Raw genomic sequence first — 12,874 nt, 5'->3', positions numbered from 1 at the left:
CTAGTTCATCGACAACCGAAACCTCGTAGTTGTCGCCTTCGTGGAGACCGATATTAGGATCGCCGCGCGGCCGCTTCAATGCCGAAACCGTGTGGTAATACCAGTTCTTTAACGACGACGCATTGTTAGATCGGCGGTATGAGCCTAAAATCCACGGCGTAACTTCTCTATACCCCAAGAGGCGCTTGAATGGTTTCAACTGGTAATACTACTCATCGAAATGAAAAATCGCCCTCTTCGGAAGACGGCCCGTTGCCCGACGTGGTCGCCGAGCGCATCAAACGCCTGATCATCGACGGCATCTTGAAGGTAGGCGACATGCTGCCGTCGGAACGCCGCCTCTGCGAAAAGCTCGGCGCATCTCGCCCGGCGCTGCGCGAGGGCTTGCGTCTGCTGCGTGGGATGGGGATCATCGAAACGCAGCACGGAAAGGGGTCGTTCGTTGCAAGGCTGGCGGGCGGCGGCGACACGAGCCCGCTCCTGCATTTGCTGGACTCGCAGCCCCGCACCCTCTTCGACTTGCTGGAAGTGCGCTCGGTACTTGAGAGCGAGGCCGCGCGTTTAGCGGCCGTGCGCGCTACCTCGGCCGATATCATCTTGATTCGGCGCCGCTACGAAGCGCTTCGGGAAAAGCAGGAGGCACTTGCAGAGCTGTCGCTGGAGGAAAGCGCGGGTCTCGACCACGGGTTTCATCGCGCTATCAACGATGCCTCCCACAACCCGGTCCTCGTTCACACGCTGGAGTCGTTGTCCGAACTGATGCTGAGAAGCGTTCTCGCCTCAGTGTCCAACCTCTACCACCGGCCGGCCTTCAAACGCGTGATCGATCGCCAGCACGCGAGGCTTTATCAAGCCGTGATCAAGCGCAATCCCGAACAGGCCGAGCGCGTCGCCAAGGAGCATATCGACGGCTTACGCGACATGTTCATGGAGGTCGAACAGGAAAATGAGCGGCAGTCGCGTGCCGCCATGCGTCTGGAAGGGTGGTAGGCGCGTCCGTGGCCGGTTGTCGCGAACCCAAGCTCTCAGGGAAAAACCCGCGCTGCTAATCGCTGCGCGGGTTCCGGGTACTACATCACGCTCACGCCTTCTCGCTAGCGCACCAGACCGACCAGCGCATCATCGGAAATGACGGCCTCCCGATCGGCGAGCGCCTTGAAGCGGACGAACGCTGCATTGAGTTCCGCGTCGCTTTCGATCGCTACTCCCAGTTCGCTCAAACGCTGTTTGAAGGCCGTTCGCCCGGAAAGCTTCCCGAGCACGATCTTGTTCGCGCTCCAACCGACGTCTTGCGCACGCATGATTTCGTAGGTGTCGCGCGCTTTGAGCACGCCGTCTTGATGAATGCCCGACGCGTGAGCAAAAGCGTTAGCGCCGACAATCGCCTTATTCGGCTGCACGGCAAATCCGGTGATCTCCGAAACCATCTGTGAAGTCGCAACGATCTGACTGGCATCGATACCCACGTCGAGGCCGAAGTAATCCCGCCGGGTCTTGAGTGCCATCACGACTTCCTCGAGCGCCGTATTCCCTGCCCGCTCGCCGAGACCATTCACGGCACATTCGATCTGCCGCGCCCCACCCGATTTGACGGCTGCTAACGAGTTCGCCACTGCAAGACCGAGATCATCGTGACAATGGACCGAGAACACCGCGCGGTCCGAATTCGGAATGCGTTCGCGAAGCTCGCGGATCAACGCCGCATAGCCTTCCGGAACGGCGTAGCCAACCGTATCGGGCACGTTGATCGTCGTCGCGCCTTCGTCGATTACGCCTTCCAATACACGGCAGAGGAAGTCCATGTCGGAGCGGCTCCCGTCTTCCGGCGAGAACTCGACGTCGTCGGTAAAACGACGCGCCAGACGCACGGCTTGACGTGCCTGCTCATAGACCTGTTCGGGCGACATGCGGAGCTTCTTCTCCATATGCAGCGCCGAAGTCGCGATGAAGGTGTGGATGCGAAAACGACCGGCTGGGCGCAGCGCCTCGGCCGCGCGCGAAATGTCGCGCTCGTTCGCCCGCGCGAGAGAACAGACGATGCTTTCTTTCACTTCGCCTGCGATCGCGTGGACTGCTTGGAAATCGCCTTCGGAACTTGCCGCGAAACCCGCTTCGATGACGTCGACTCGCATTCGCTCGAGCTGCCTAGCGATGCGGCGTTTTTCTTCTTTTGTCATCGACGCACCCGGCGATTGCTCTCCGTCGCGCAAGGTGGTGTCGAAAATGATGAGTTTTTCTGCCATGCCAGTCTCCTGTGGGGATCGGCCACTGCGTTGATCAGGGAAGAGGGATATGCTTCCCGCCGTCCGGAACGCTGGATCACAGCGCCCGGCCGTTGGCGATTATAACGAACGTTATTTCGAGGGAACTCGGGGTCTTCCCGTGCGGTGTGTTACCGGCCGATAGGCATCCGCGTTCGCCATGTAGCGAGCATGCGCGCGGCCACCTCGCCGCCAAGCGCATGCAACGGGAGTTGCCGCGGGCGCTCGTTTAGCGCATGCTCTCGTCGATGATTTTAGTGACGCTGCGCCACGAATACCGGTTCGCGGATCGAGACGGGATTTATTTATCGACGCGAACCGCGAATGATCGCCGATATTCGAAGAATTCTTTCTAAAAAAGAGGATGCATGCCTTATTACAACGATGCTCAAATTGGCCTCCAATCCCTGATCAACGGCCGTGATCAGCTTGAGAACATCATCAGGCAACTCGAGGCGACTCTCAGCACGGCGGTGGACGCATATCGACTTTTTGGCGGCCCCGACCCCAGAGGCACTGACGACTGGGTTCGATGGGTAAACGCCCAGGTTGTGCGGGGAAAACATCAGGAATGGGAACGGAAAATCCATGGGGTGTTGATGGGATATCAACGCGAGATGCAAAGCGCCCACAAGAACTTCGCCAAGAACCGTCCCGTGGGGTTCGAGAGGGCCGACGTCACTGTTGGAACGACGGAATCGTTCGCAAAGGCGATTCAGCATAAACACACAGTGAGCCCCGAAAATAGCGCAGTGAACGAGATGATCGCCAAAGCCGCGAATCAGCTTACCGGCGAATCAGGGGAGAAGCCGCTTCCGGGGCAGCGCAAAATCATCGACATGATGATCAACGACAGCGAAAACTGGTGGCCGTTCGATCTGAAGGATTTCGACGGCATCAGCGCAGAAGCCAATTTGAACGACGGAGTTATTCCACTTGCATGGGTGAAAGCAAAAGGTGCGAAGCAAATACTGACACAGCTTCAAAAATACAAAAAAGGCGCGAAGGGACTCAATCAAAAGACCGTCAATTCCTTCGGAAATCACGTTCCGAACCCGTTCGCACCGACGCCATTTGCACAGCGAGATCCCAGTAAGCCCAAGAGTTCCATTTTGTATCATGACAATGGCGATAAAGCGAACGTCCTGACAATCAAAATCGTCTGGGGGCAACCGCGCACGTTTCTTAGCGACCAGTTGCAGCCCGTTACCGTGGGAAAAATGGTATTCGTCGCCTTCCGGCAGCACGGACAGCTTACGGTGGAATATCTCTCACACTCCTGAACGGGGCGATTACGCGAGCGGCGCCGCTCGGTGCGCGTTCCGTGTCCGTCGACACCGCTCCGATTCGGGGAACACAACTCCGATTCGAGCCGCATGCTCCCCCAGCCTCCCCGCGCACAAACAAAAAACCCGCAGAGCCAATAGCTGTGCGGGTTTTCGGGTACTACAAAGCAAACCGCTGCGGATCTGCTTTAAAGCCATTCACGAACGATGGTGGGTGCTGAGAGGCTCGAACTCCCGACCTACGCCTTGTAAGGGCGCCGCTCTACCAACTGAGCTAAGCACCCGTTCGTGAAGCTTTTTGCTTACTTTCGCGTAGCCTGCGAACGTCAGAACATTCACAGCCAGCGAGCCCGCTAGTTTAGCGCATCCTTCAGTGCTTTGCCAGGCTTAAATTTCGGCACCTTCGCCGCCTTGATCTTGATCGCCGCACCGGTGCGCGGATTACGGCCCGTGCGCGCCGTGCGCTTGCCCACCGCAAACGTACCGAAGCCGACGAGCGTCACCGTGCCGCCCTTCTTGAGCGCGCCTTTGACACCGCCGATCACAGCGTCGAGCGCACGCCCCGCCGCTGCCTTCGATAGATCCGCTTGTTGTGCAATGTGGTCGATCAGTTCCGTCTTGTTCATCCCAAAATCCCCGATGATGAATGTTTGGCAATCGCGAAGCGCCATGCCTTGAGGCGCCGGAAAGAAAACGCAGCCAAGCTGCGCCTGCCCATTAAAAGTGGCCGAAACAGCAGTGTCAACAAGGGTTCCGCCTGATTGGGCGGCGAAGATCTGGCGAAAAAGCAGGCGGAAAAACGGGCGAAAAAAAACCGCGCATGATGCTCATCGCACCGCACGCGGTCTGGTGGGCCGCACAAGGCGGCCACGAATCAATATCAATGCTTCACGACTTCCGACGCCCCGGCGTCCTTCGCTGCTTCGCCTACCGGCGTAGCCTTCGGCTCTTCTTCAGCCAGCGGCTCGGGCACACGTTCGAGCGCGAGTTCGAGCACCTTGTCGATCCAGCGAACCGGCACGATCTCGATCGAGTTCTTCACGTTGTCGGGGATGTCCGCCAAATCCTTGACGTTCTCCTCGGGGATCAGCACGAGCTTGATGCCGCCGCGATGCGCCGCGAGCAGCTTCTCCTTCAGCCCGCCGATCGGCAGCACTTCGCCGCGCAGCGTGATCTCACCCGTCATCGCCACGTCGGCACGCACGGGAATGCCCGTCAGCACCGACACGAGCGCCGTCGTCATCGCACCGCCGGCGGACGGACCGTCCTTCGGCGTCGCGCCTTCCGGCACGTGGATGTGGATGTCCTGCTTCTCGAACGCCTCGTCCTTGATGCCGAGACGACGCGAACGCGAACGCACCACCGAGCGCGCTGCTTCCACGGATTCCTTCATCACGTCGCCGAGCGAACCCGTGCGGATGACGTTGCCCTTGCCCGGCATCACGGCCGCCTCGATCGTCAGCAGATCGCCGCCGACTTCCGTCCAAGCGAGACCCGTCACCTGGCCGATCTGGTTTTCCTTCGCGGCCAGACCGAAGTCGTACTTGCGCACACCGAGGAACGTATCGAGATTGCTGCCGTCGACCTTGACCGCGCCTTCTGCCTTCTTCAGCAGCAGCATCTTCACGACCTTGCGGCAAATCTTCGACACTTCGCGCTCGAGCGAGCGGACGCCCGCTTCACGCGAGTAGTAGCGAATGATGTCGCGAATCGCTTGTTCCGTCACGTCGACCTCGTTGTCGCGCAGGCCGTTGTTCTTCTTCTGCTTGGGCAGCAGATAACGTTGCGCGATGCTGACCTTCTCGTCTTCCGTGTAGCCCGACAGACGGATGACTTCCATCCGGTCGAGCAGCGGCGGCGGGATGTTCAGCGAGTTCGACGTGGCCACGAACATGACGTCCGACAGGTCGAAGTCGACTTCGACGTAGTGATCGGCGAACGTGTGGTTCTGTTCCGGATCGAGCACTTCGAGCAGCGCCGACGACGGATCGCCGCGGAAATCCATGCCCATCTTGTCGACTTCGTCGAGCAGGAAGAGCGGATTGCGCACGCCGACCTTCGTGAGGCTCTGCAAGATCTTGCCCGGCATCGAACCGATGTACGTGCGGCGGTGGCCGCGAATCTCGGCCTCGTCCCGCACGCCGCCGAGCGCCATGCGCACGAACTTGCGGTTCGTCGCGCGCGCGATCGACTGGCCCAGCGACGTCTTGCCGACGCCCGGGGGCCCGACCAGGCACAGAATCGGCGCCTTCACCTTTTCCACGCGCTGTTGCACCGCGAGGTACTCGAGAATGCGTTCCTTGACCTTTTCGAGGCCGAAGTGATCTTCGTCGAGCACGCGCTCGGCGTTCGACAGGTCGTTGTTGACCTTGCTCTTCTTACGCCACGGCAGCCCGATCAGCGTGTCGATGTAGTTGCGCACGACGGTGGCTTCGGCCGACATCGGCGACATCAGCTTGAGCTTTTTCAGTTCCGAATCGGCCTTCTTCTTGGCTTCCTTCGGCATGCGAGCAGCTTCGATGCGCTTCTCGAGTTCCTCGAGATCGGCACCTTCTTCGCCTTCGCCGAGTTCCTTCTGAATCGCCTTGACCTGCTCGTTCAGGTAGTACTCGCGCTGGCTCTTTTCCATCTGACGCTTCACGCGGCCGCGGATGCGCTTTTCGACCTGCAGGATGTCGATTTCGGCTTCGAGCTGGGCGAGCAGATGCTCGAGCCGTTCCACCACGGGGAACATCTCGAGGATGTGCTGCTTCTGGTCGAGCTTGAGCGGCAGATGCGCCGCGATCGTATCGGCCAAACGCCCGGCTTCGTCGATGCCCGCGAGCGACGTCAGAATCTCCGGCGGGATTTTCTTGTTCAGCTTCACGTATTGATCGAACTGCGACACGATCGCGCGGCGCAGCGCCTCAGTTTCGGCGCTGTCGGCGTGGTCGGGCTCGAGCGGCATCACTTCGCACGAGAACTGCGTTTCCTGCTCTTCGATCGAGAGCGTCTTGGCGCGCTGCAAGCCCTCGACGAGCACCTTCACGGTACCGTCGGGCAGCTTCAGCATCTGCAGGATGTTGGCGATACACCCCACTTCGTACATGTCTTTGTCGGTCGGCTCGTCCTTGGCCGCCGTCTTTTGGGCGACAAGCATGATGTGCTTGCCGCCTTCCATCGCGACTTCGAGCGCTTTGATCGACTTGGGCCGCCCCACGAACAGAGGGATGACCATATGCGGGAAAACGACGACGTCGCGCAACGGCAGCAGCGGGAGCGTAATGCGCTCTTGAGGGAGGAGTTGGGTTCCTGACATTTCATTTCCCCATGAGTGGAATCAGTTCGTTCGGTAGTTGAGGCCCGCGGTACGGATTGCAAGCCTGCGCGTGTGGGAAAAGTTCGATGTATTCAAGAATGCAGTCAGTGGTACCCACAAGATAAACGAAAAAAGCCGTTCACGTCTCCATGAACGGCCATTCCTCAGAAAGCTTTAGGCCCTTGGCCCATCAATTCGAGCCAGCGACCTTCGGCGCTTCCTCGTAGATGAGCAAAGGCTTGCCGTCGCCGTCGATGACGTTTTCGTCGATGATGACCTTGCTGACGCCTTTCATTGCCGGCAATTCATACATGACGTCGAGCAACGCCTGTTCCAGAATCGAGCGCAAGCCGCGAGCACCCGTCTTGCGGCGGATCGCCTTGCGCGCCACGGCTTGCAGCGCGACCGGGCGGATTTCGAGCTCGACGCGCTCCATCGCAAACAGCTTGTTGTACTGCTTGACCAGGGCGTTCTTCGGCTCGACCAGGATTTTCATCAGTGCAGCTTCGTCGAGCTTACCGAGCGTCGCCACGACGGGCAGGCGGCCGATCAATTCGGGGATCAACCCGAATTTGATCAAATCCTCCGGCTCCGTTTCGCGCAGCACCTCGCCGGCGTCGCGCTCCTGCTTGCTCTTGACGCTCGCGCCGAAGCCGATCCCGGTTTTTTCCGTACGGTCGGTGATGACCTTTTCGAGGCCGTCGAACGCACCGCCGCAGACGAACAGGATGTTCGTCGTGTCGACCTGGATGAAATCCTGGTTCGGATGCTTACGCCCGCCTTGCGGCGGCACCGACGCCATCGTGCCTTCCACGAGCTTGAGCAGCGCCTGCTGCACGCCTTCGCCGGAAACATCGCGCGTAATCGACGGGTTGTCCGACTTGCGGCTGATCTTGTCGATTTCGTCGATGTAGACGATGCCGCGCTGGGCCTTCTCTACCTCGTAGTTACAATTTTGCAGCAGCTTCTGAATAATGTTCTCGACGTCTTCGCCGACATAGCCGGCTTCCGTCAGCGTCGTTGCGTCGGCAATGACGAACGGCACGTTCAAAAGACGGGCGAGCGTCTGCGCGAGCAAGGTCTTGCCGGAGCCCGTGGGCCCAATCAGCAGAATATTGCTCTTGGACAGTTCGACTTCGTCTTTCTTGTCGAGGTGCTTGAGCCGCTTGTAGTGGTTGTACACCGCCACGGCCAAAATCTTCTTCGCGCGCTCCTGCCCGATCACGTACTGATCGAGGATGTCGCGAATCTCTTGCGGGCTGGGCAGATCGGACTTCGACAAACCCACGTCCGTGCCGGCTCCCGCGGCTTCGTCGCGAATGATCTCGTTGCACAAGTCGATGCATTCATCGCAGATGAACACCGACGGGCCCGCGATGAGTTTTTTGACCTCATGCTGGCTTTTACCGCAAAACGAGCAATACAACAGCTTTTCGCTGTTCGAACCTTTTTTGTCCGCCATGGATATACGAGCCTCCGGACACTCGAATGACAGGCACGCCGTTTGCCACCCTCACGCAGGGTCGGATCAAATCGGCTGGCCGGCGCAACGGAAAATGCTTTCGCGTCTCCGCCGTCGGCGCCCAGAACTATTATCGACCATTTATAACATCGCTTGAGTCGGCCGTCGCACCTAAGGGCAAACGCCAAGAAGCGCGGGCCGACTTGCGATGCCTTACGGGCGCTTGCTTAGGACTTGATCGATGAGCCCGTAAGCTTGCGCATCTTCGCCCGACATGAAGTTGTCGCGGTCAGTATCGCGCGCGAGACGCTCAACGGGCTGCCCCGTGTGGTGCGCGAAGATCTGATTGAGCCGCTCCTTCAAATACAGGATTTCGCGAGCCTGGATCTCGATGTCCGATGCCTGCCCGCGCGCGCCGCCGAGCGGCTGGTGAATCATCACGCGTGCGTTCGGCAAGGCGAAGCGCTTGCCCTTCGCGCCCGACGCCAGCAAGAACGCACCCATGCTCGCCGCAAGGCCCATGCACAGCGTCGAAACGTCGGGCTTCACGAACTGCATCGTGTCGTAAATCGCCAACCCCGCCGAGACCGAACCGCCGGGACTGTTGATGTACAGGCTGATGTCCTTGTCGGGATTTTCGCTCTCGAGGAACAGCAGCTGAGCCACGACGAGGTTGGCCGTCTGGTCGTTCACTTCGCCGACCATGAAGACCACGCGCTCTTTCAGCAAGCGCGAATAAATATCGTACGAACGCTCGCCGCGGCCGCTCGTTTCGACGACGATCGGAACGAGCCCCAGCGCCTGCGCCTCGAAGTCGCGCGGCGCTTGGGAAGCCAACGTGTCCAACAGTTGAGCGCGAGAGATCATGCAATGGATCCTTGTTCGGAATGGGTCTTGAAACGGCAGGAAGACGGCCCTCGCACCGCTGCAACGCAACACAAATGCGCCGCAGCATGAAAAACGGCGTGCGGCCGTCGCTCCGACGGCCGCACGCCGTTTCAGGCGATGCCTTACGCTTGCGCCGAGGCGCTCGCCAGTGCTTCGAAGCTGACTTCCTTATCCGTCACCTTCGCCTTGCCGAGCACGAATTCGACGACGTTGCTTTCAACGACGTACGCTTCCATTTCGGCGAGGCGCTGCTTGTTCGAATAATACCAGCGGATCACTTCCTTCGGGTCTTCGTAGCTCTTAGCGAATTCCTCGACTTCCGCGCGGATCTGCTCGGGCTTCGCCTCGAGGCCGTTGTCCTTCACGAGTTCGGCCAGCACGAGGCCCAGCTTCACGCGGCGCTCGGCCTGCTCCTTGAACATCTCGGCCGGAATCGGCGCGTCGGCCGCGTTCGGCACGCCGCGCTGCGCGAGATCCTGACGCGCCATGTCGACGAGGCGTTGCTGATCTTGTTCGATCAACGCATTCGGCACGTCGAGTTCGGACACCTTGATCAGCGCATCCATCACCTGGTTCTTCACCAGCGACTGCGTGCGGCGCTTCGCTTCGCGCTCGAGGTTGTCCTTGATCTCAGCACGCATCTTAGTCATATCGCCGTCGGCGATGCCGAGCGACTTCGCGAATTCGGCGTCGACTTCGGGCATGTGCGGCCATTCGATCTTCTTCATCGTGATCGTGAACTGCGCCGTCTTACCCGCCACGTCCTTGCCGTGGTAATCGTCGGGGAACTTGAGGTCGAACTCGCGTGCCTCGCCAACCTTCAGGCCCGTTGCGGCCTGCTCGAACTCGGGCAGCATGCGGCCTTCGCCGAGCACGAACGCGAAGTCTTCCGCGGTGCCGCCTTCGAATGCGACGCCTTCGAGCTTGCCGACGAAATCGACCGTCACGCGATCGCCGCTCTTGGCCGTCACGTCATCGCCGCCGTCGCCGTGCTCGCCCGCTTCGCCGCGCGCGTGATAGTGCACGCGCTGCTTGCGCAGGATGTCAAGCGTGCGATCCACTTCGCCTTCGGAGATTTGCGTGACCGAGCGCTCGACTTCGGCGCCGGCCAGATCGCCGATCTTCACTTCGGGATAGACCTCGAACGTCGCGTCGAACGCGTACGTGTCGTCAGCCGCGCCGTCCTTCGGGCTGAAGCTCGGCTGGCCCGCGACGCGCAGGTTCTCGGTGCGGCTGATGTCGAAGAATTGCTTGCCGACCTTGTCGCTCAGCACTTCGGCCTCGACCTGCCCCGCGTACTGCTGCGTCACCATCTTCAGCGGCACCTTGCCCGGGCGGAAGCCCGGCATGCGGACGTTCTTCGCGAGTTGGCGGATACGCGAATCGATTTCCTTCTGCACGGTGTCTTTCTGCAGGGAAATCGTCACACGGCGTTCGAGCTTGCCGAGGTTTTCAACAACGTTAGCCATGGCTTCAATCGTCCTAAATTATTCAAGCGAATCGGTTATCTTTCGCCGTGCCCACGCGTTGCGCCTCGCCCCCTCGGGGGCCGCAATCACCGCCCCGGGCTGCCTACGTCTTGCTGCCCGCGGCACGGTTTGAATCGGAAGAATCGGACATTCTAGCAAATTATTGATCGGCACAGCCCCAAATCGGGGTGGGTGCGATACTCGCGCGCCGGCAACGCGCGGCAATGCGTGTGAACGGCTGCCTCGATAGCGCGCGATGTCCGACATGCGCCACCGTATATCCAACGAGGCGCCTGCACTGATAAGCTCGCACCCGAGCACACGCGAACAACCGAGCGCCGGCATTTGCGCCGCGCGCACACCCATTCGGAGACACCATGCCTGGCAGCACACCCACCGTCGTCATCGCTCCCGATTCGTTCAAAGGCTCGCTGAGCGCGCAAGCGGTCGCCGAAGCCATCGCCGACGGCGTGCGGCGTGCGTTGCCCGCGGCGCAAATTCGTCTGTGCCCGATGGCCGACGGCGGCGAAGGCACCCTGGACGCCATGCTCTCGCGCGGCGGCGAGCGTCGCATGCTGCGCGTGCGCGGGGCCGCGCTGGCCGAGCGTGAGGCCGCCGTCGGCTTGCTGCCGGACGGCAGCGCCGTGATCGAGACCGCCGAGATCGTCGGCATCACCGATCCGGTGGGAATGGCCATCGACGTCGAGGCGCGCGGCACGCGCGGCATGGGCGAAGCCGTTCGCCTGCTGCTCGATGCCGGCGCGCGGCGCTTTTACATCGCGCTCGGCGGCAGCAGCACGAACGACGGCGGCGCGGGGCTGCTCGTGGGTCTCGGCTTGAAGCTTTTCGACGCAGGCGGCAACGAACTCGAACCGACGCCCGAGGCGCTCGGCACGCTCGCACGCGTCGATGCGTCCGGACTCGATGCGCGGCTCGCCGACGTGTCGTTCGTCGCGATGTCCGACGTCGACAATCCGCTGACGGGCGAGCATGGCGCCACGGCCGTGTTCGGTCCGCAAAAAGGCGTGAAGGCCGATCGGATCGGCGCGCTGGACGCGGTATTGGCCCACTTTGCCGAACTGGCCGAAGCGGCGCTCGGCCGTCAAGGCCGTGAGTCGCCCGGCGCGGGCGCGGGCGCGGCCGGCGGGCTCGGCTTCGCGCTGCATCTGCTCGGCGCGAGCTTCGAACCCGGTGCCGAAGTCGTGGCCTCGCAAGTCGGGCTCGACGCCGCGCTCGACGGCGCCGACTGGCTCATCACGGGCGAAGGCCGCTCCGACGCACAAACGCTGCACGGCAAGGCGCCGTTCATCGCGTGCCGCCATGCGCGCGCGGCCGGCGTGCCGGCCACGCTGCTCTCGGGCGGCGTCGACTCGAATGCGCTCGCGCGGCTCGGCGAGCATTTCAGCGGCTGCTTCTCGCCGGCCCCCGGCCCGATCACGCTCGAAGTCGCCATTCGCGACGCCGCACGGCTGCTCGCCAACGAGGCCGAGCAACTCGCGCGCTTGAAGTTCGGCGCGTGAGCGTTCGGTGCCCGAGGCTCGGCTTTACGCTGAGCTTTTAGCAAAGGCACACGGCGCCGCGAAGAACGAGCCCGCATGCCGCTCAGCGGGAAATACCGCGTTGACCGCGGCGCCGGATGCGGCAACAATCGCCCGAACGATTTTTCCCCGCCCCCCTTTCGACGAGATCGACACGACCTATGAAGGCCGCCTCCAAAGCCGGGCTCGAGCAGTTCTTGACCTACCGCATGCACGTGCTGAACAAGCTCTCCGATCGCGGCATCAGCGAGCGCTATCAGACCAAGCTCGGCATCACGCTGCCCGAAGCGCGCGTGATCGCGTCGGTCGGCTCGTTCGGGCCGTTCTCGATCATGGACTTGGCCAAGCACGCCAATCTCGACAAGAGCCAGGCGAGCCGCGCGGCGGAAGCGCTCATCCAGCGCGGGTTCGTGGCACGCGCGCCGAGCGCCGAAGACGGCCGCGTCGTGGTGATCTCGCTGACGCCCGAAGGCCGCGCGCTCTATCGCAAGGTCATGCCGATCGCCCGGAAGTGGAACGCCGATTTGTTCGGATGTCTCGACGAAGCCGAGGCGCAGGCGCTCGGGCGCGCGCTCGACAAGGTCATCGCGCACGCAGTTGCCGACGATCGGTAATCGATCGGTTGTAGCCGTCGCCCACGGAGCGATCGCGCCGCACCGGCGCAGCGCTCCG

At 61.4% G+C, this 12,874-nt stretch carries 9 protein-coding genes, 1 tRNA gene and 1 pseudogene; 4 read left to right on the top strand and 7 right to left on the bottom strand.

The genetic code is table 11. The features are described 5' to 3' along the window. The first annotated feature begins 189 nt into the window (after positions 1 to 189). Complete coding sequence (gene glcC, locus DWV00_RS09040) at positions 190 to 990, top strand: transcriptional regulator GlcC (RefSeq protein ID WP_115533231.1); 801 nt, start codon at positions 190 to 192, stop codon at positions 988 to 990. 110 nt (positions 991 to 1,100) lie between these two features. Here the strand turns inward: glcC and DWV00_RS09035 are convergent. Next, positions 1,101 to 2,243, bottom strand: a pseudogene (locus tag DWV00_RS09035) (2-isopropylmalate synthase); the annotation flags it as partial. A 386-nt stretch (positions 2,244 to 2,629) separates the two neighbouring features. On the opposite strand from DWV00_RS09035, the gene DWV00_RS09030 reads away from it, so the two are divergent. Next, a complete protein-coding gene (locus tag DWV00_RS09030; protein ID WP_115533229.1) occupies positions 2,630 to 3,544 on the top strand; it encodes a hypothetical protein in 915 nt (304 codons plus the stop codon). Positions 3,545 to 3,755: 211 nt separating this feature from the next. Here the strand turns inward: DWV00_RS09030 and DWV00_RS09025 are convergent. From DWV00_RS09025 to tig, 6 genes are all read right to left on the bottom strand, one after another. Next, positions 3,756 to 3,831, bottom strand: a tRNA-Val gene (locus DWV00_RS09025). A 69-nt stretch (positions 3,832 to 3,900) separates the two neighbouring features. After that, on the bottom strand, positions 3,901 to 4,173 hold the full coding sequence (locus tag DWV00_RS09020) for an HU family DNA-binding protein (RefSeq protein WP_115533391.1): 273 nt from the start codon (positions 4,171 to 4,173) through the stop codon (positions 3,901 to 3,903). A 254-nt stretch (positions 4,174 to 4,427) separates the two neighbouring features. Then, on the bottom strand, positions 4,428 to 6,845 hold the full coding sequence (lon, locus tag DWV00_RS09015) for an endopeptidase La (protein ID WP_115533228.1): 2,418 nt from the start codon (positions 6,843 to 6,845) through the stop codon (positions 4,428 to 4,430). Between the two features lie 190 nt (positions 6,846 to 7,035). Further along, positions 7,036 to 8,307 (bottom strand): ATP-dependent Clp protease ATP-binding subunit ClpX, encoded by a 1,272-nt coding sequence (gene clpX, locus DWV00_RS09010; protein WP_115533227.1) that lies wholly within the window; start codon positions 8,305 to 8,307, stop codon positions 7,036 to 7,038. A 213-nt stretch (positions 8,308 to 8,520) separates the two neighbouring features. Further along, positions 8,521 to 9,174 carry an ATP-dependent Clp endopeptidase proteolytic subunit ClpP gene (gene clpP / locus DWV00_RS09005; RefSeq protein WP_115533226.1) on the bottom strand — a complete coding sequence of 218 codons (654 nt, stop codon included), beginning with the start codon at positions 9,172 to 9,174 and terminating at the stop codon, positions 8,521 to 8,523. A 143-nt stretch (positions 9,175 to 9,317) separates the two neighbouring features. After that, positions 9,318 to 10,664, bottom strand: a complete 1,347-nt coding sequence (gene tig, locus DWV00_RS09000; protein WP_115533225.1) for a trigger factor — start codon at positions 10,662 to 10,664, stop codon at positions 9,318 to 9,320. A 377-nt stretch (positions 10,665 to 11,041) separates the two neighbouring features. Here tig and DWV00_RS08995 point away from each other — a divergent pair, with 377 nt between their 5' ends. Continuing rightward, positions 11,042 to 12,184, top strand: coding sequence for a glycerate kinase family protein (locus tag DWV00_RS08995; RefSeq protein ID WP_115533224.1), 1,143 nt, complete (start codon positions 11,042 to 11,044; stop codon positions 12,182 to 12,184). Positions 12,185 to 12,363: 179 nt separating this feature from the next. Next, complete coding sequence (locus tag DWV00_RS08990) at positions 12,364 to 12,816, top strand: MarR family winged helix-turn-helix transcriptional regulator (protein WP_115533223.1); 453 nt, start codon at positions 12,364 to 12,366, stop codon at positions 12,814 to 12,816. Positions 12,817 to 12,874 lie beyond the last annotated feature (58 nt).

The organism is Trinickia dinghuensis, from assembly GCF_003367175.1.
Taxonomy (GTDB): domain Bacteria; phylum Pseudomonadota; class Gammaproteobacteria; order Burkholderiales; family Burkholderiaceae; genus Trinickia; species Trinickia dinghuensis.
The sequence above is the reverse complement of the archived record's forward strand: the minus strand, read 5'-3'. Positions and strand labels throughout refer to the sequence as shown.